We start from the raw sequence: 18,233 nt of genomic DNA on the forward strand, positions 1-18,233 counted from the left end.
GAGTCATTGGCAGGAACGACCCATTCCCGCCCTTGAAAAGGGCCGCTCCGGGGAATCCTGCAGCTGGAGCGCGCCCGGCGAGTGTCCAAGAAACGCCTCTCAGCCGCGACGGGGCGGAGCTTGCCTAAAAGAGCTATTTCGCCTGAAATGGCTCCGAATCAATCATTGAGCTCCAACAAATGAAAACCATGTCTGCGCGCGAGGCGAAGAACGGCTTCGGTCTGATGATCGACACCGCGCGCGCGGAGCCGGTGCTGATCGAGAAGCACGGACGCGGTGTGGTGGTGGTGGTCTCGGTGGAGGAATACGAGCGGCTGAACGGTGACGAAAGCCCAGTGCGTTCGGACGCCGGGCCGGCGCACCGCACCGTGCGCCGTGGAGGTAAGGAACACGCATGAGTAATGGTGACCTGAACTGGATCACGAATTTCATTTGGGGTATCGCCGATGACGTGCTTCGGGATCTCTACACGCGCGGAAAATACCGCGACGTGATCCTGCCAATGACGGTACTTCGCCGTCTCGACACCGTGCTCGAACCCACCAAGCAAGCCGTCATGTCGATGAAAGCGAACCTCGACAAGGCAGGCATCGCCAACCAGGACGCCGCCCTTCGACAGGCCGCAGGACAGGCGTTCTACAACACTTCGCCATTCACACTACGCGACCTGCGCAACCGCGCGAGCCAAGCGCAACTGAAGGCGGATTTCGAGGCCTATCTCGACGGCTTTTCGCCCAACGTGCAGGATATTCTGGACAATTTCGAGTTCCGCAATCAGATCCCCAAACTGTCCAAGGCTGACGTGCTCGGCACCCTGATTGAGAAGTTCCTCGACAGCTCGATCAATCTCGGCCCGAACCCGGTGCTCAACGGTAGCGGTTCGGTGAAACATCCCGGCCTCGACAACCACGCGATGGGGACAATCTTCGAAGAACTGGTCCGCCGCTTCAACGAAGCCAATAACGAGGAGGCCGGCGAGCACTGGACGCCGCGCGACGCCGTGAAGCTCATGGCGAAGCTGATGTTCGTGCCGATTGCCGATCAGATCCAATCTGGTACCTACCTGCTGTATGACGGCGCCTGCGGTACTGGCGGCATGCTGACGGTCGCTGAGGAAGCGCTGAACGAACTCGCGCAGCAGCACGGCAAACAAGTTTCCACGCACCTTTTTGGGCAGGAGATCAACGCCGAGACTTACGCCATCGCCAAGGCCGATCTGCTCCTCAAGGGCGAAGGCGAAGAGGCCGATAACATCGTCGGCGGGCCGCAATGGTCAACGCTGGCCAACGACGCATTCCCGTCCAAGGAATTCGACTTCATGCTGTCGAATCCGCCCTACGGCAAGAGCTGGAAATCCGATCAGGAGCGCATGGGCGGCAAGGTCGGTATCCGCGATCCGCGCTTCGTGATCGAGCACGCGGGCGATCCGGAATACAGCCTCGTCACACGCTCCAGCGACGGGCAGATGCTGTTCCTGGCGAACATGCTGTCCAAGATGAAGCACAACACGCCGCTTGGGAGCCGCATTGCCGAGGTTCACAACGGCTCGTCGCTGTTCACCGGCGATGCGGGCTCCGGCGAAAGCAATGTTCGGCGGTGGGTCATTGAGAACGACTGGCTGGAAGCCATCGTCGCTCTGCCGCTCAATATGTTCTACAACACCGGCATCGCCACCTATGTCTGGGTGCTGTCGAACCGCAAAGCGGGCCACCGGCGCGGCAAAGTGCAATTAATCGACGCGACCGCCTGGTCCCGGCCCCTGCGCAAGAACCTCGGCAAGAAAAATTGCGAGCTCTCCGACACGGATATCGAACGCATTCTGCGAACCTTCATGGGGTTCGAGGAGACAGAGCAATCCCGCATCTTCGACAATGCTGAATTCGGTTATTGGAAGGTCACGGTCGAGCGGCCTTTGCGCGCGCGCGGCATCGACGCCACCCGCGCCTATGCGCCGAAGGAGATCAAGGCGCTAAAGGATGAAGGCCGGATCGCCGAGGATGGTGCGCCGGTCATTCGCCGCATTCACAAGCCGGGCAAGGTTAAGGCTGATCCCCTGCGCGGGCTGTTCCCGCTGACAATCGAAGGCAAGCGCTGCGTGGTCGAATACGAGCCCGACAGCGCGTTGCGCGACACCGAGACGGTGCCGTTGAAGGAGCCGGGCGGCATCGAGGCCTTCATCCGCCGCGAGGTGCTGCCGCACGCGCCCGACGCCTGGATCGACGAAGCCAAGACCACGATGGGCTACGAGATCAGCTTCACCCGTTATTTCTACAAGCCGCAGCCGCTGCGCCCATTGGAGGAGATCCGCGCCGACATTCTTGCGCTGGAATGGGAGACGGAAGGCCTGATGGCTGAGATCATCGGGGCGGCGCGATGATCGACGGCTTGCGCCCATATGTCGAAATGAGGCCGAGCGGCCTGCCATGGCTCGGTGATGTGCCCGCCCATTGGGATATTCTGCGCGCCAAGCGGCTTCTGATCCCAACGCAGGAGCCCGCTCGCTCCGACGACGAAATCGTCACCTGTTTCCGCGATGGACAAGTCACGCTCCGCAAGAACCGGCGTTCTAGCGGGTTCATGATCGCCCTTCTTGAGCAGGGCTATCAAGGAGTTCGAGTAGGACAACTTGTCGTTCACTCGATGGATGCATTTGCAGGCGCCATCGGAGTATCAGATAGCGACGGAAAATGTACACCAGAGTATATCGTTTGTGCGCCTCGGGCAGACCGAGCCATACCTGAATATTATTCTTGGGTGCTGAGGCAGGCGGCGCGAACAGGTTACATTTTGGCGTCATGCCCGGCAGTGCGCGAACGAGCACCGCGTCTACGATATCCCGACCTCGGGGAGTTGCGGGTCCCTGTCCCGCCTCCCGATGAGCAGCGGCTGATCGTGCGGTTTCTGGATTGGCACGGAGCGCAAACGGCGAAGCTGATTCGCGCGAGGAAGAAGATCATCGCGCTACTGAAAGAGCAGAAACAGGCGATCATTCACCGCGCCGTCACCCGCGGCCTCGATCCCAACGTCCGCTTCAAACCCTCCGGCATCCCCTGGCTCGGCGATGTGCCGGAGAGGTGGGAGGTGAAGCGGCTTCGGCGCCTAGCGACCAAGTTTGGCAGCGGAGTGACCCCCAAGGGCGGCGCGACCAGCTATACGGCCGATGGTGTCATATTCCTGAGAAGTCAGAACGTCCACTTTGATGGCCTGCGGTTACAAGATGTTGCCCGAATTCCACCTTCTACGCATGACGCCATGAAGGGAACTCACGTCCGAGCGTGCGACGTGCTTCTCAACATAACTGGTGCCTCCATCGGCAGAGCGTGCGCTGTCCCGTACGCCTTTGTGGACGACGCAAACGTCAATCAACACGTTTGCATCATCCGTGTGAAGAGTGACGAGTTGGTTCCAGAGTTTCTGGCAGCCGTTATCTCCACCCCAATCATGCAGAGGGAAATACGATTCGAGCAGAACGGCGCGTCGCGCGAAGGTTTGACGCTTGATGCGATCAAGTCTTTTGCGATTCCCCTACCTCCGCTCGCTGAGCAGCGGCGGATTTTGGAGTCGATCAAACTGGACGGACTGGAATGGGATAGGGCTGCCTTGCGGTACGAACGCGAAATAGCCCTCATCCAGGAATTCCGCACACGTCTGATTGCCGATGTCGTCACCGGTAAGCTCGATGTCCGCGCCGCTGCCGCCAGTCTGCCCGAAACCGTTGAGATCGAGGCCACCGATGAGATGGTCGAGGATGATGACCTCGACGAAGCAATTGATAATGCAGAGAACGAGGAGGTTGCCGCCTGACCATGCCCGTTCCCGCCCAGCCTAAAATCTACCACATCGTCCATGTCGACCGCCTCGCATCGATCATCGCGGACCGCTTCCTGTGGTCGGATGCGGAAATGGTTCAGCGTCAGGGCGTCGGCACGACAATCGGGATGAGCAACATCAAGGCGCGCAGGTTGAACGAGCTCAGCCTGAGCTGCCACCCGGGTCTGCGCGTTGGTCATTGCGCTCCGTTCTATTTTTGTTCTAGATCGGTGATGTTGTACCTGATCTATCGAAGGAATGAGGAGCTCACCTACAAGGGCGGGCAGGAGCCGATTATCCACCTAGAAGCCGATCTTCACGCCTCGATTGCCTGGGCGAAGCAGAACAACCGGCGCTGGGCGTTTACCTTGTCGAATGCCGGCGCATATTACTTTGAGGACCGGTCGGACATCGCCCAACTCGGCGATATCAACTGGGACGCCGTTCAAACGCGACAATGGTCGGGGAACGGCATTTCACGGTCGGTGAAGGAAGGCAAGCAGGCGGAGTTCCTGATCGAACAGGCGTTTCCCTGGCACCTTGTCGAGCGGATCGGCGTCTATTCGCAGGGATACGTGCAACCCGTATCGCAGGCGATGCAAGGCGCAGCCCACCGGCCGGGGATCGAAATAAGAAGAGATTGGTACTATTGAGGGAGGATGGCGATGATCGAATTCAAGACAGGGGACATCCTCCGGGCGGACGTGGAAGCGCTCGTTAACACGGTCAACTGCGTCGGCATTATGGGACGCGGCATCGCCCTTCAGTTCAAGAACGCCTTCCCGGAGAATTTCAAGGCTTACGAAGCCGCCTGCGAGCGCGAAGAGGTGCAGCCGGGCAAGATGTTCGTGTTCGAGACGCGGACGCTGACCAACCCGAAGTTCATCATCAACTTCCCGACCAAGCGCCATTGGAAGGGCAAGAGCCGAATGGAGGACATCGACTCGGGGCTGAAGGCTCTGGTCGATGAGATCCGCACCCGCAGCATTCGATCCATCGCCATCCCGCCGCTGGGCAGCGGCCTCGGCGGCCTCAACTGGGCCGACGTACGCCCGCGCATCGTCGAGGCCCTGCGCGGCCTCAACGACCTTCAGGTGATCGTGTTCGAGCCGAACAGCGCGCCCGTGGCCACGAAGTCGCGCGAAGTTCCGAACATGACGGCGGGCCGCGCCGCGTTGGTCGTGCTGATGCACCGGTATCTCGGCGGGCTGATGGACCCGTTCGTGACGCTGATCGAGATTCAGAAGCTGATGTACTTCATGCAGGAAGCAGGCGAGCCGCTGCGCCTGAATTACATCAAGCATCACTACGGCCCCTATGCCGACAACCTGCGGCATGTCCTGACCAAGATCGAAGGCCATCTCGTGTCCGGCTATCACGATGGCGGCGACGCCCCCGAGAAGCAGCTGGAACTCGTGCCCGGTGCAGTGAAGGATGCGGAGAGCTTCCTCGCGGCGGACGGAGACACGCGCGGCCGCTTCGATCGTGTCGGGAAGCTGGTCGAAGGCTTCGAAACCCCGTTCGGGCTTGAGCTGCTGGCGACCGTTCATTGGGTGGTCCGCCACGAGAACGCAACGAGCGCCGAGGATGCCGTTTCCAAGGTCTATGCCTGGAACGACCGCAAGAAGCGCTTCTCGCCGCGCCAGATTGGCATCGCGTACGAGACCCTTCATGCGAAAGGGTGGCTGGCGGCCGCATGAAGACCGACACCTCGGAAAAGGGCCTTGAGGCCCTCATCGTCACCGGAATGACGGGCCACACTTCGGCGCCGACCGGCGGCGGATTTTCCGAGGACCCCGAACCTTTCGTCGGCCTGCACAACTGGCTGCTCGGTGATCCGAAGGCATATGACCGGGCATGGACGGTCGACCTTGTGCAATTGCGTGCCTTCATCGGCGCGACGCAACCAACACTGGTGGAAGCATTCGATCTCGACAACGACAGCCCAACCCGCCAGAAATTTCTCGCCCGCCTTCAAGGCGAGATCGGCAAACGCGGCGTCATCGAAGTTCTGCGCAACGGCCTCAAGCATGGGCCGCACCATATTGACCTGTTCTATGGCACGCCGTCGCCGGGCAATGCCAAGGCGGCCGAGCGCTTTGCCATGAACCGGTTCTCGGTCACACGCCAGCTTCGCTATAGCCGCGACGAGACCGCCCACGCGCTCGATCTCGCGCTGTTCATCAACGGCTTGCCGATCGCCACCTTTGAACTGAAGAACAGCTTAACGAAGCAGACCGTCGAGGACGCCGTCGAGCAATACAAGCGCGACCGCGATCCACGCGAGAGGCTGTTCGAGTTCGGCCGCTGCATCGTCCATCTTGCCGTGGACGATGCGCAGGTGAAGTTCTGCACTCATCTGAAGGGCAAGGGATCGTGGTTCCTTCCCTTCAACAAGGGCTGGAATGACGGCGCCGGCAACCCGCCGAACCCCGCCGGCATCAAAACTGACTATCTGTGGAAGGATATCCTCACGCCGCTAGGCTTGACGGACATCATCGAGAACTACGCCCAGATCGTCGAACGCAAGGACCCGAAGACCAATCGATTAAGGCGGGATCAGCTTTTCCCGCGCTTCCATCAGCTCGACGTGGTACGCAAGCTTCTTGCCGATGCCAAGGCGAAGGGCGCGGGCCGTCGCGTGCTGATCCAGCATTCGGCCGGATCGGGGAAATCGAATTCAATCGCCTGGCTGGCGCACCAACTCGTCCGATTGGCGAACGATTCCCGTCAGGTCTTCGATTCCGTGATTGTGGTCACCGACCGTCGCATCCTCGATCAACAAATCCGCGACACCATCAAGCAATTCGCCCAGGTTGGTGCGACGGTCGGCCATGCCGAGCATTCAGGCGACCTTCGCCGCTTCATCGCCGACGGCAAGAAGATAATCATCACGACGGTTCAGAAATTCCCGTTCATCCTCGACGATATCGGCTCGCAGCACAAAGACCGTCGCTTTGCGATCATCATCGACGAGGCGCATTCGAGCCAGGGCGGCAAGGCCGCTGCGGCGCTCAATGTCGCGCTGACCGGCGCCGAAGACGGCGACGAAGAGGAAAGCGTCGAAGACAAGATCAATGCCATCATGGAGCAGCGGAAGATGCTCCCGAACGCAAGCTATTTCGCGTTCACAGCGACGCCCAAGAACAAGACGCTCGAGAACTTCGGCGAACCCTATCCCGAGGGCGACAAGATCAAGCGTCGCCCCTTTCATAGCTACACGATGAAGCAGGCCATCCAGGAAGGCTTCATTCTGGATGTGCTTCGCTATTACACGCCGGTCAACAGCTACTATCGGCTGGTCAAGACGGTCGATGCCGATCCGGAGTTCGATACGAAGCGCGCAACGAAGAAGCTTCGCCGCTATGTCGAGAGCAACGATCACGCGATCAAGCTCAAGGCCGAAATCATGGTCGATCACTTCCACGAGCAGGTGCTCGCGTTGAACAAGATCGGAGGCCAGGCGCGGGCGATGGTGGTGACTTCCGGCATCGAGCGCGCGATCCAGTACTACCAGGCGGTGAGCGCCTATTTGGTTGAACGCAAGAGTCCCTATCGCGCGATCGTCGCCTTCTCAGGCGAGCATGAATTCCGCGGCGTGAAGGTCACCGAGGCGAGCCTCAATGGGTTCCCGTCGAAGGATATCGCCGATCAGATTGAGAGCGACCCTTACCGCTTCCTGATTTGCGCCGATAAGTTCCAGACCGGCTACGATCAGCCGCTCCTGCATTCGATGTACGTGGACAAGGCCCTATCCGGCATAAAAGCCGTTCAGACCTTGTCGCGGCTCAATCGGGCGCACCCGCAGAAGCACGACGCCTTCGTTCTCGATTTCATGAACGATACCGCGACCATCCGCGCATCGTTCGATACTTTCTATCGCACCACAATCCTGAGTGACGAAACCGACCCGAACCGGCTCCACGATCTCAAGGCCACGCTGGACGGGTATCAGATCTACAATCCGGCCCAGATTGACCAACTCGTTGGTTTGTATCTGTCGGGCGCTGATCGCGATCAGCTCGACCCGATCCTTGATGCTTGCGTCGCTGCTTACAACGACAGCCTCGACGAGGATGGCCAGGTTGATTTCAAAGGCAAGGCTAAGGCGTTAGCGCGGACCTACGCCTTCATTGCGTCTATTCTTCCATACACCAACGCAGAATGGGAGAAGCTGTCGATCTTCCTGAACTTCCTGCTACCGAAGCTGCCGGCGCCGCGTGAGGAAGACCTGTCCAAAGGGATTCTCGAAGCAATCGACATGGACAGCTACCGGGTCGAAAAGCAGGCAGTGCAGCATATCCAGCTGGTAGACCAGAATGCCGAAGTGGACCCGGTCCCCACCGATGGTGGTGGGCGCACGCTGGAGCCAGAGCTCGACCGGCTGTCCAATATCATTCGCAGCTTCAACGACCTGTTCGGAAATATCACCTGGGAGGACGCCGACCGCATTCGGCGTCTGATCGGCACCGAAATCCCGAACAAGGTCGCTGCCAACATGGCATATCAGAATGCGAGGCAGAATTCAGACAAGCAGAACGCAAAAATAGAACATGACAAGGCGCTCACGAATGTAATTGTGGGCCTGATGAAGGACGACACAGAGCTATTCAAGCAATTCAGCGACAACTCTGAATTCAAGCGTTGGCTTGCCGATACCATTTTCTCTGCGACTTATGATCGGCCATTTTCGCCCCCTTCTTGACGGTGGCGGCTCGCGACGGAGGCCTTGGCTTTCGGGGAGGATGCCAATGTACGCAATTGGCGCAACCAGACCCTTCGGAACTGTAAGGCGCAACGTCTGCTTTCAGGAAATAGCTAGCACGATCTCTACGACCGAATTCAGGGCGTAAAGCCGCCATCCGCGCGGGCGTGTCGAGATGGCTTCTGGTCAAGGAAGTATTGCGTATTGCAGGTCATAGATCGGCTGTTGGGCATCCGTCGCCGTCGCGTCAGTCTTGGGAATGACCAGACGCTCACATTCACCCACTCGATACCCCGCATATCGATTTGTGCCGGGCCGGTTGCCCGACGACCTCTACACCTACGCCGAAACGCGGCCGCCCCGTCGCAGGCAGCGTCCGTCCCCAACTCCCGCCCCGATGACCGTCACTGACGACTGGCCAGAATACATTCCGGTGATGGAGGCGGAGATTGCTGTCTTCGAGGCATGGTTCGGGGATATTCTGGAGGAGCTGATCCAAGGGGGATGACTGCCTGACACGAAAGGCTCTGCCATGACCGCTTCGCTGCGTGCCGCTTTGTACCTGCGCGTCTCCACAGCCCGGCAAGCCGAGCACGATGTCTCGATCCCCGACCAGCGCCGGCAGGGCGAGGCGTACTGCCAGTCCCGCGGCTACCAGCTGGTCGAGACCTATGTCGAACCGGGGGCCTCAGCGACCAATGACCGCCGGCCCGAGTTTCAGCGGATGATCGAAGCGGGCACGCTGAAGCCGGCGCCGTTTGATGTCGTGGTGGTGCACAGCTTCTCACGCTTCTTCCGCGATCACTTCGAGCTGGAGTTCTATGTCAGGAAGCTCGCCCGCAACGGCGTGCGGCTGGTGTCGATCACCCAGGAGATGGGCGACGACCCGATGCACGTCATGATGCGGCAGATCATGGCGCTGTTCGACGAGTACCAGTCCAAAGAGAACGCCAAGCACGTCCTGCGGGCCCAGAAGGAGAATGCCCGGCAGGGCTTCTGGAACGGTGCTCGCCCGCCGATCGGCTATCGCGTGGTCGAGGCCGAGCAGCGGGGCGCCAAGGTGAAGAAGAAGCTGGAGATCGATCCGCTCCACGCCGACACGGTGCGGCTGATCTTCGACCTCGCTCTCAATGGCGATGGCCGCTCCGGCCCTATGGGCGTGAAGGCCATCGTCAGCCATCTCAACCGCAACCGGATCTACACCCGCGAGGGCGGGCGTTGGGGCATCGGTCAGCTTCACCGGGTGCTGACTCGCCGCACCTATGTCGGCGAGCACCAGTTCAACAGCCGCTCCAAGAGCAAGCAGAAGAAGCCCGAGAGCGAGGTGGTGGTGGTCGCCGTGCCGCCGCTGATCGACACCAAGGTCTTCGACGCTGTGCAGGAGCAGCTTCAGGCGCGCAATCCCAAGATCGTCCCGCCGCGCGTGGTGAGCGGTCCGACGCTTCTCACCGGCATCTGCTATTGCGCGCAGTGCGGCGGGGCCATGACCATCCGCACCGGCAAGAGCGGGCGCTATCGCTACTATGCCTGCTCGATCAAAGCGCGGCAGGGCGAAACCGGCTGCTCGGGGCGCGCCATTCCGATGGAGACGCTCGACACCCTTGTGGCGACCCATATCGAGCAGCGCCTTCTCCAGCCCGAGCGGCTGCAGGAAATCCTCGCTTCCATGCTCGACCACCGCCAGGAGCGGCTTGAACGCCGCCGCGAGCACATCGCAGAGCTCAACAAGCGCGCCACAGAGGCGGATCAGCGGCTACGTCGGCTCTATGACGCCATCGAATCGGGTGTCGCCGACATCACCGATCCGGCTTTGAAGGAACGAATCGACGGGCTGAAGGCGATTCGTGACCAAGCGCAGGCTGATATTGTCCGCGCGCAATCGTCGCTCGCAACGTCGGGCGAGGACGTTGTCACGCCCGCCATGGTCACGCGTTTCGCCGACATTGCCCGCAAACGCATGCGCATTGAAGGCGGCGGCTATCGGCGTGATCATTTGCGCGCCTTGGCTCAGCGTGTGGAAGTTGGAGCCAAGGAAATTCGCATCATCGGATCGAAGGGAGACCTGCTCCGAACGCTGGCTGCCGCATCGGGAGGGAAAACGGCTGCGCTAGGCGTGCCCAGTTTGGGACTGAAATGGCGGAAGAGGTGTCCGCCAGAAGATCGCCCTAACATGCTGCATCGATTGACGAGTTTATCACGCTGATACTCACGGCCCTACTTCTGGCCCTAGCCGATTTCAGCGGGTCCAGTTACGGCTCTGACTCACATTTGCTGCTGTTGGAAGGCATGCTTTTGCTGATTCACCGGAGGATCAGCTTATGCAGCATCGATTTCCTCGCGCGAGCCTCGCGCCTGACGGCTTTTCAGTAGATGAAGTAAAGGTTGTAGCGGATAGCGTTCAAATACAGTTGCGGTCGCGCCACCCCGTAGGAAGATGTCCGGACTGTGGGCGACTGAGCCGCAGAGTTCAAAGCCGATATGTGCGCCGACCTGCTGACCTTCCTCTTTCTGGTCGACCCGTCCAGCTAATGATAGTCGCGCGTCGATTCTGGTGCGATGCCGTACTGTGCGGTCGGCGCATCTTCTGCGAGCAGTTCGATGGCAGTGTATTAGCTCGCTATGGTCGGCGTACCCAACGGTTGGAAACAATCGTCCACCATCTCGGCCTGGCACTCGGCGGCAGACCGGCGGCGGCCTTTGCCAATCGCCTCATGATGCCGGTGAGCAACGACACACTGCTGCGGGTGGTTCGCCGGCGTATAGCCGATCAGAGTGATGAACTCACTGTCATAGGCATTGATGACTTTGCCTTTCGACGCGGCCAGACCTACGGAACAATCGTTTGCGACCTGGAACGGCGGAGGCCTGTCACCCTCTTGCCGGATCGTGCACTGGATACGTCACGATCATGGCTGGCCAAACATCAGTCGATATCGATCGTCGCTCGCGACCGGGGCGGCGGCTACGGCGAGGCCATCGCGAAGGCCCTGCCTGATGCAGAGCAGGTCGCCGACCGTTGGCATCTCATGGAGAATTCCAGCCGGGCGTTTCTCGATGCTGTCGGCAGGTCGATGCACCAGATCAGGCAGACGGTCGGCAGCAATGTCGTTGACCCCAAGCTTTTGACGTATGCAGAAAAGTTGCAATACGAAGGTTATCTGCGCCGTCAGGAAACGAATGAAGCGATCCGGGAGCTGTCGAAAAAGGGAACCCCAATTCGTCAGATTGTGCGGCAAACCGGTCATAGCCGGAAGCTTGTCCGCGACGTGTTACGTGGCCAGCGCCTCGATGTCTTTCGAACTCGGCGCAGTTCGCTCGATAACTGGCTGCCCTGGCGTGACAGCCGCTGGGACGAAGGGGCTCGAAACGCCTTGGCACTCTGGCGCGAGATGCGAGAAAAGGGTTTTCCAGGGCAAAGCGGCGTCGTCTCGCAATGGGCACAGCGTCGACGTCTGGCAGAGAAAGCTAACCAGAGTGGGCTCGCCCGAACACCATCGGCAAGGATTATCGCTCGATTGATGACTGCCGCACGCGATGATCTGACGAAGTCCGAAGCAATCTTGGTGGCAGCGATCGAAATGGGCGTTCCGGAACTGGTTGCCGCGCGCACGGTCATCGGCGACTTCCAGTCCATGATCCGCTCGAAAACGGCGAACAAGCTCGATGGTTGGCTTGAAACAGCCAAGAACAGCTTGGTCGGATCCTTCGCAAACGGCGTTGAAAAGGATATCGACGCCGTTCGAAACGCTATCATCTCTCCTTGGTCGAACGGGCAAACGGAAGGACAGATCACTCGCCTGAAGCTCATCAAACGCCAAATGTATGGGCGAGCAAAACTCGATCTGCTGCAGGCGCGATTGATCGGTGCATAAGCTGATTCTGCGGAGAAACAGCAAAAACGTGCCTTCCAAGAGCAGAAAATGTGAGTCAGAACTTGGAATTGTTCCGGCTTTTCTGAGCAACTGCCGATTGTTCAGAAAAGAGCAGGCATTTGGGCTTATGCATGACCAGCGAACCAAGGAGAACGCCATGAACGGAACGGAAAACAGCGAGATAACAGGACCTTCCCGGTCGGGTGGCACCCGCCGGACAGCGCGCGACCGCGGCGGATGGCTGAAGCCGCTTTCAACGTTCCGAGCTCTTGGTCTCGTCCTGCTCGCCGTGATGAGTGCCCTGAGTTCTGGTGCTGCCGGTGCGCTTGCTGCCGATTATGCCGTTTACGAAGAGCACTCGCCGGAAACGAAACCGATGCAGCCGGGGGCAAATCTCCGGGCGTTGAACCGGGTGATCACCCAGATGGGCGATGCGATCCATCTTGATACCGAAACCGGGATTGTCTCCCTGAAGGCGGGAACCTACCGGATCTCCGGCGTTTCGGTGCTGACCTATTTCGACGCGCAGGCGGATACGGATGGACGGGTTTCGGCCCAGGCCCGTCCCAACGCCAGCTACGCCATGCTGCTCCATCCGGGCTCGGCCAGCCGCGATGTTGAGCCTCTGGCGCTCGGGACAGTCTCGACGGCGAACATGGACCCGAGCTTGCTCGACGCGATTCTGACCTTCGACGCGGATACGCAGATCGTGCTGATGCATCAGGCGGGACGCGACGTGGGGGGCATTTATCTTCAGGTCTATGTCGACGGCTCCGACAAGCACGTCATGGCCCGGCTGGTCATCCAGAAGCTGGATTAGCATTACAGTCGCGTTTTCTAACGACGTCTGAATCCACATGTCTCCATGGTTCGAAGGTCGTGGATGAGTCCGTACCCCAGGTGCTGCACGTCAGCAAAAGTGCGTCAGAGCCCAGTTACCGCGTAGACTTCTCCACCTTCGCGCGCACCTCGCTGGCGAAGCGGTGCCACGGCGCCAGGATTGCCCGGCCAGCTTGACGCATCAGCAGGATGGAGCCGGCCGGCTTCACCCTTCGCTCTTCACCTGAGCTATGTCGATCTCGTGCACGTCTGAGCCGACCACGACGCGAATGCGATAAAATTTGCCGTCCGGATCATTGACGGGTGGAGCGATATGCACCTGCCCCCCCACCCACTCGCCGGGCATGACCGTGTTGTCTTTCAGAACCTGCTGCTCAAGGGTGGCCATGTTCCGTTGCCCCGTCTCGACCGCATCACGGATCATCGCCGAGTTCGTGGCGGACGCGTTTGCCTGAGCCAGGGCAGCCGCAGCAGGGTCATAACCGGACACTGTGTAACGGACAGGCCCTCGCGGGGTGTAGACGGTGCCCCGTCCTTGATAATACCCCGCCTGGGAGGCTGAGTAGGAATTCGCTGCCGAGCTAACGCCAACAGCGACGGCTCGCATAATCTGACGATTCTTTTCTTCACGAACCAAATCGTCGTAGCTGAGCACCTTGAGATCGGTGATCACCTCGCCATTTCGAGTCTGCTCGACGGCGATGTCGTTGGTCGACATGAGGACCGGCGTTGCGCCAGTGTTCATTACTGCGACGATATAGATCGGACGCGCACCCTGCTCTATGTGCCGACTTGCCGGTCGGATCAGCACGATCGATCTCGATTTCGTCGACACCAATGCCGGTTGCCCGTCGCGAACAAGGGTTTCTTGCCCGACCGAAGGCTTGAACTGAGCAGACTCGGTAACACAACCGGCCAGCATCACGCTGGCACAGGCCGCAACGATTATCTTCATTGAGCGCTTCCCCCACCCTATCGCTTAGGTTGCGCACAGCACTCGCCAGAGTCGAGTGAATTTTGAATCATCTGGGTGAGGGATTACCGGGGCCGCAGCGCGTAGCTGAAGCTCCACAGACCCCTTCCGCAATCTGGCCACTCGCGCCCGTTCTCTGTAATGAATGGCCCTGGCGACGTCACGAGCGCCGGGCCCGAATTATTGCGCTGATCGCGAGCAGCACCGCTGAAGTAGCAATCCCGACCGCGAGAATACCGGCCGGTGTCACGCGGGCGCGGCTCTGCAGGGTTATGCTCTTGCCAATCCTCATTTCCCACACCGCGTTCATTTCCTCCGGGTGGCAGCGATAGGCAGGCGTCTGATCCTCCGTTCCGTCCATCCCAAATCCCCGTTCGATCTACTGCTCTCGCTCCCGCAATCGTACACCCGGACCGTTGCCGTTCTGATCGATGAAGATCACGCCGGCGGATTCGAGGGTAGCCCGCATTTTCTCGACGCTGCTCATTCGGGCGTCCTGCCCTGTCTCAAAACGATTGACGGTGTTCACCCCGACCCCCGCTCTGGTAGCGAGTTCTTGAGTGCTCCAGTTGAGCGCGGCTCGGGCCATACGGCATTGAACTGACTTCATTTGGTGTTTTTATCACCACATAGGGTTGACATCAAACCTGTGACGCCTTCATGGTTAATGGTGTGTTTATCACCACTTCCTATCCGGAGAGCAGCGAGAAGCCGCCGTATGCCCCTCCGATCTAACCGGTAGCGAGCCGGCGGAACGATCCATTTTCCTGACCATATGAACAGGCCGGCGCGGCACGCGTGACCGGCGAAGGAGGAGCCATGTCCAAAGAATTTCCTGTCGATTTCCCCGTCGGTCAGTCGGCCTATGACGATCTCAAACAGGGCCTCGCCCAGGTCCGCACCGTACGGGCTGCACTCTTTGCGAATGAGGGCGGCGATTTGTCGGCCGACGACATCGACGCAGCCCGCGATGTGCTTGGCGAGGCCATCGGCTATCTGGAGGCCGCTGCGCGCTGGGCCTCGCATGCTCACAGCGAGGAGTGCCGCCGGGACGCCGAACAGGCTATCGGCGCCCCCGGCACGCCTCCTACCACCTTGCTCGGCCGTCCCCAGAACTGACGCCAAGGAGGTTATCATGGCCAGAACCCCGCGCGACCTGCTAATGGCGCGCCCATTCCTGTCACCGGAAGAGGTCATCACCCTCGCGGCGCAGCTACAGACAACGGACGAGGCGCACCCCGACGCCGCGCTGATCCGGCTGCAGGCGGAACTACGCATCCGGCATATTACCTGGATGGTGACTATGTTCGACGACGGCGAGGGCGCGAGCCCTCCATATACCGATGGCGACGCCCTTGAGGCTGCCAACACCGTCGCCAATGCCATCCGGGCCATTCCCGCCAAGACAGCCCGCGGGCTCGCTGCCCATGCGATGGCTCTCATCTGGGATAGCGGCGAACTCGTGGACCTCGCCCCCAATCCGTCCGATGACCTCGACTGGATGCCGAAATGCTTCATCGCGCTGATGCGAGAGGTGGAGCGCTTGGCTGATGTTTCCTGTGAACCGGTGGTCACCCTCATGCCACAGGCATGACTTCTCGTCGTCGTTTTGGTCTGGTTCAAGATCCCTCCGTCATCAACGGTGGAGATCACTATGCCCCGCCCGCTGAAGGAACTCCCCTTATTCCCGACCGAGTCGGAGATCGCGCGCGAGCTTTTCGGTGCCGAGCGGATCAACGGTTGGCCTGCGATCGTCAAATCGCTTGAACTTCAGGGTTTCCCGCGCATCGATCCGGTGTTTGGCCGCCGCTACTGGCCGGCCGTGCGCCAGTGGCTCGATCATCGCTATGGTGTCGGCACTCTTGGTGCCCCCTCCGCGGTGGATGGCGAGGAGAACTGGTCATGTCTGAAAAAAGGCCGAAGCCGCCAGGCTTGAAATGGCGGTCACGGAAAAGCGGCGAGAGGGTCGCGTATTGGGTCGCCAGGCCCGATGCCGTGAAGCAGGGTTTCCGGCCCGCCACGCAACGCCTGCCCTACGATCCTGACGACCCGGGGCACCTGGACAAGATCTCTTTCGAATGCGGGCGCCTGCAGGCTCAGATGATGGCCTTCCAGCATGGCGGCTGGGAAAGGATGAAGCGGCCCGAGGACGGCACGGTGAGGTCGATCATCAACCTCTACCTGCATGATGAAGAGAGCCCGTTCCACCGCCTCAAGCACACGACCCGCCGCCCCTATGAATGCTACGCGGTAGTGGTCATCGACACCGTCGGATCGCGGGAACTCGGATCGATAGACGGACGGGACGTGCGGCGCTGGTTCAATGGTTGGGCCGGAGCCGAGGAGACGCCCAAGCTGGCAAGGGCGCAGACCTGCCTCGCCGTGCTGAAATCCGCGCTGTCCTTCGGCGTCATGTGCAGGCGCAAGCACTGCGCCGAGCTGCGCGAGATCATCAGCGTCATGCGGTTCCCTCACCCGGCCCCCCGGAAGATGGCCCCGAGCCGGGCGCAGATCGTTGGAATCCGCAAGGCCGCGCACGAGAACGGCCACCCAGGCATTGCCCTTGCCGCCGCGCTTCAGTTCGAGACGATGCAACGGCTATGGGATGTGGTCGGGCAGTGGGTGCCGCTCGCGGATCCGACGCCCTCCGCCCGCATCGCCGGCCGGCACAAATGGGTCGGTCCTCAATGGTCGGACATCGACCAGAACATGATCCTGAGATGGAAGCCGACCAAGACCAGCAACACCACCGGCGTCGAGATCGAGGTCGATCTGTCCGTCTGCAGGATGGTGGCGGAGGAAATGGCGCTGGTGCCGCAGGAGCAGCGGGTCGGCCCGCTTATCGTCGACCCGAAGGGAAGGCCATACGACGCCAAGCGATATCAGCGGGCCTTCCGCGAGATCGCCCGTGCCGCCGGCATCCCGGATGCACTGTGGAGCCGCGACATCCGTGCCGGCGGGATCACGGACGCAAGGATGAACGGTGCGCTCATTGACGATATCGCGAAGGCCGCCGGCCATACCGACCAACGGACTACGTCCAATATATACAACCGCGATGCCCTAGGAGCTCATAGGCGAATTGCTGAGTTGCGGCGATCAACCATGCAGTGCGAATCCCACACAGATGACCGGGTGGCTCGGGGTAACGAACTCAATGAAGATCCTGCCGGACCGCCGCATCATTGAGACTTCATGGAATTATACACCACCGTCTCAGCGCGAACTTCGCGGCTTCAGTCACCCGTCGCTTGTCGCGCGCGCCTGTTCGCGGCGGCTTTCAGTCCGCCGAGGCGGCCGTATTTCTGCAGGATCGCACGATCCCGCGCGCCGACCGTCGGGTTACTGGGTGGCTTGAGCTTCTGCGCGCGACTACCGTCGTTGGGCTTGATGATGATGGTGTAGCCATCGGGAAAGATCGCCGCCATGAGGAGATCCAGCGTCTCCCAGCGCGATTGCCGGCCGCTTGGCGTATCCGGATGCAGCAGTTTCGCCGTGTACCCATCCTGCAGACCGGATAGATCGTCGCACTGCCACATGGGCAGCCCCAGGCGACGAATGCGCGCGTGGATCTGCGCCACAAGCGCGCGATAGGTGTCCGAAACACTCGCGCGCCTTGGATCGGCGATCGTGCCGCCGCTGGCCTCGTCCTGCATCTCGGGCGGGGTGCGATCAAGCACTGGGCAGAATGTCCTCTGAACGGAACGGGGACACCTTTGTGGGATCACCACATCGATCACAACGCACCACCTCGCTGAGCCGGTCGAGGGGGAGCTGCATCGCCTCCGGCGCAACGGTTCCGAGGTCGCGGTGCTGCGCGATCCTGCAGGCCGGGCACCACACCGAAAGCGCATTGATGCCGTGAGGTACCAGCCGGGCCAGCGTCATCGGGCCGGTGGCGGCCACCGGTGTCGACGTTTGGGGTTTGCGCTGCACACGGCTGCGGAGCAGCTCCATCTCGCTCCACGGACGATATGGGCTATCCTCGACATAGGTCCGGCCCGGACGGCGGAGGCGATCCCAATTCATGCGC

18 protein-coding genes are annotated in these 18,233 nt (G+C 60.5%); 13 read left to right on the forward strand and 5 right to left on the reverse strand.

What is annotated here, in order from left to right; genetic code table 11:
- Window positions 1-179 precede the first annotated feature (179 nt).
- From G3A50_RS20295 to G3A50_RS20335, 9 genes are all read left to right on the forward strand, one after another.
- Window positions 180-398, forward strand: coding sequence for a type II toxin-antitoxin system prevent-host-death family antitoxin (locus G3A50_RS20295; RefSeq protein WP_163076926.1), 219 nt, complete (start codon window positions 180-182; stop codon window positions 396-398).
- Complete coding sequence (locus tag G3A50_RS20300; RefSeq protein ID WP_163076927.1) at window positions 395-2,377, forward strand: type I restriction-modification system subunit M; 1,983 nt, start codon at window positions 395-397, stop codon at window positions 2,375-2,377. Before G3A50_RS20295 ends, G3A50_RS20300 begins: the two co-directional genes overlap by 4 nt.
- Window positions 2,374-3,804, forward strand: coding sequence for a restriction endonuclease subunit S (locus G3A50_RS20305; RefSeq protein WP_163076928.1), 1,431 nt, complete (start codon window positions 2,374-2,376; stop codon window positions 3,802-3,804). Before G3A50_RS20300 ends, G3A50_RS20305 begins: the two co-directional genes overlap by 4 nt.
- Window positions 3,805-3,806: 2 nt before the next feature.
- Complete coding sequence (gene darT, locus G3A50_RS20310; protein ID WP_163076929.1) at window positions 3,807-4,463, forward strand: type II toxin-antitoxin system toxin DNA ADP-ribosyl transferase DarT; 657 nt, start codon at window positions 3,807-3,809, stop codon at window positions 4,461-4,463.
- 12 nt (window positions 4,464-4,475) lie between these two features.
- Window positions 4,476-5,510: a type II toxin-antitoxin system antitoxin DNA ADP-ribosyl glycohydrolase DarG gene (darG, locus tag G3A50_RS20315; RefSeq protein WP_163076930.1), complete on the forward strand. Its 1,035-nt coding sequence runs from the start codon at window positions 4,476-4,478 to the stop codon at window positions 5,508-5,510.
- Entirely contained in the window at window positions 5,507-8,515 is a 3,009-nt protein-coding gene (locus tag G3A50_RS20320) for a type I restriction endonuclease subunit R (protein WP_163076931.1), read from the forward strand. The genes darG and G3A50_RS20320 overlap by 4 nt, the downstream gene beginning before the upstream one ends.
- A 532-nt stretch (window positions 8,516-9,047) precedes the next feature.
- A complete protein-coding gene (locus G3A50_RS20325; protein WP_163076932.1) occupies window positions 9,048-10,718 on the forward strand; it encodes a recombinase family protein in 1,671 nt (556 codons plus the stop codon).
- A 115-nt stretch (window positions 10,719-10,833) separates the two neighbouring features.
- Window positions 10,834-12,387 carry an ISL3 family transposase gene (locus G3A50_RS20330; protein WP_163076933.1) on the forward strand — a complete coding sequence of 518 codons (1,554 nt, stop codon included), beginning with the start codon at window positions 10,834-10,836 and terminating at the stop codon, window positions 12,385-12,387.
- Between the two features lie 157 nt (window positions 12,388-12,544).
- Complete coding sequence (locus tag G3A50_RS20335; RefSeq protein WP_163076934.1) at window positions 12,545-13,207, forward strand: hypothetical protein; 663 nt, start codon at window positions 12,545-12,547, stop codon at window positions 13,205-13,207.
- Window positions 13,208-13,432: 225 nt separating this feature from the next.
- Here the strand turns inward: G3A50_RS20335 and G3A50_RS20340 are convergent, their stop codons facing one another.
- The 3 genes from G3A50_RS20340 to G3A50_RS22880 form a co-directional block, all read right to left on the reverse strand.
- Window positions 13,433-14,182 (reverse strand): hypothetical protein, encoded by a 750-nt coding sequence (locus G3A50_RS20340; RefSeq protein WP_163076935.1) that lies wholly within the window; start codon window positions 14,180-14,182, stop codon window positions 13,433-13,435.
- Window positions 14,183-14,360: 178 nt separating this feature from the next.
- A complete protein-coding gene (locus G3A50_RS20345; RefSeq protein ID WP_163076936.1) occupies window positions 14,361-14,561 on the reverse strand; it encodes a hypothetical protein in 201 nt (66 codons plus the stop codon).
- Between the two features lie 18 nt (window positions 14,562-14,579).
- Window positions 14,580-14,810: a helix-turn-helix domain-containing protein gene (locus G3A50_RS22880; protein ID WP_163076937.1), complete on the reverse strand. Its 231-nt coding sequence runs from the start codon at window positions 14,808-14,810 to the stop codon at window positions 14,580-14,582.
- A gap of 209 nt (window positions 14,811-15,019) precedes the next feature.
- On the opposite strand from G3A50_RS22880, the gene G3A50_RS20355 reads away from it, so the two are divergent.
- Genes G3A50_RS20355 through G3A50_RS20370 form a run of 4 tightly spaced genes read left to right on the forward strand, consistent with a single transcriptional unit; the run spans window position 15,020 to window position 17,389 of the window.
- Window positions 15,020-15,319, forward strand: a complete 300-nt coding sequence (locus G3A50_RS20355) for a hypothetical protein (RefSeq protein ID WP_163076938.1) — start codon at window positions 15,020-15,022, stop codon at window positions 15,317-15,319.
- Between the two features lie 16 nt (window positions 15,320-15,335).
- A complete protein-coding gene (locus G3A50_RS20360; protein WP_163076939.1) occupies window positions 15,336-15,794 on the forward strand; it encodes a hypothetical protein in 459 nt (152 codons plus the stop codon).
- Window positions 15,795-15,854: 60 nt separating this feature from the next.
- Window positions 15,855-16,136 carry a hypothetical protein gene (locus G3A50_RS20365; RefSeq protein ID WP_163076940.1) on the forward strand — a complete coding sequence of 94 codons (282 nt, stop codon included), beginning with the start codon at window positions 15,855-15,857 and terminating at the stop codon, window positions 16,134-16,136.
- On the forward strand, window positions 16,103-17,389 hold the full coding sequence (locus G3A50_RS20370) for a tyrosine-type recombinase/integrase (protein ID WP_163076941.1): 1,287 nt from the start codon (window positions 16,103-16,105) through the stop codon (window positions 17,387-17,389). Before G3A50_RS20365 ends, G3A50_RS20370 begins: the two co-directional genes overlap by 34 nt.
- Before the next feature lie 47 nt (window positions 17,390-17,436).
- Here the strand turns inward: G3A50_RS20370 and G3A50_RS20375 are convergent, their stop codons facing one another.
- Window positions 17,437-17,880: a hypothetical protein gene (locus tag G3A50_RS20375; RefSeq protein ID WP_163076942.1), complete on the reverse strand. Its 444-nt coding sequence runs from the start codon at window positions 17,878-17,880 to the stop codon at window positions 17,437-17,439.
- The gene (locus G3A50_RS20380; RefSeq protein ID WP_163076943.1) at window positions 17,873-18,229 is read right to left on the reverse strand and encodes a hypothetical protein; all 357 of its coding nucleotides are present in this window, start codon (window positions 18,227-18,229) and stop codon (window positions 17,873-17,875) included. The genes G3A50_RS20375 and G3A50_RS20380 overlap by 8 nt, the downstream gene beginning before the upstream one ends.
- Window positions 18,230-18,233: the final 4 nt, after the last annotated feature.

The sequence above is a fragment of the Ancylobacter pratisalsi genome (assembly GCF_010669125.1).
Lineage (GTDB): Bacteria > Pseudomonadota > Alphaproteobacteria > Rhizobiales > Xanthobacteraceae > Ancylobacter > Ancylobacter pratisalsi.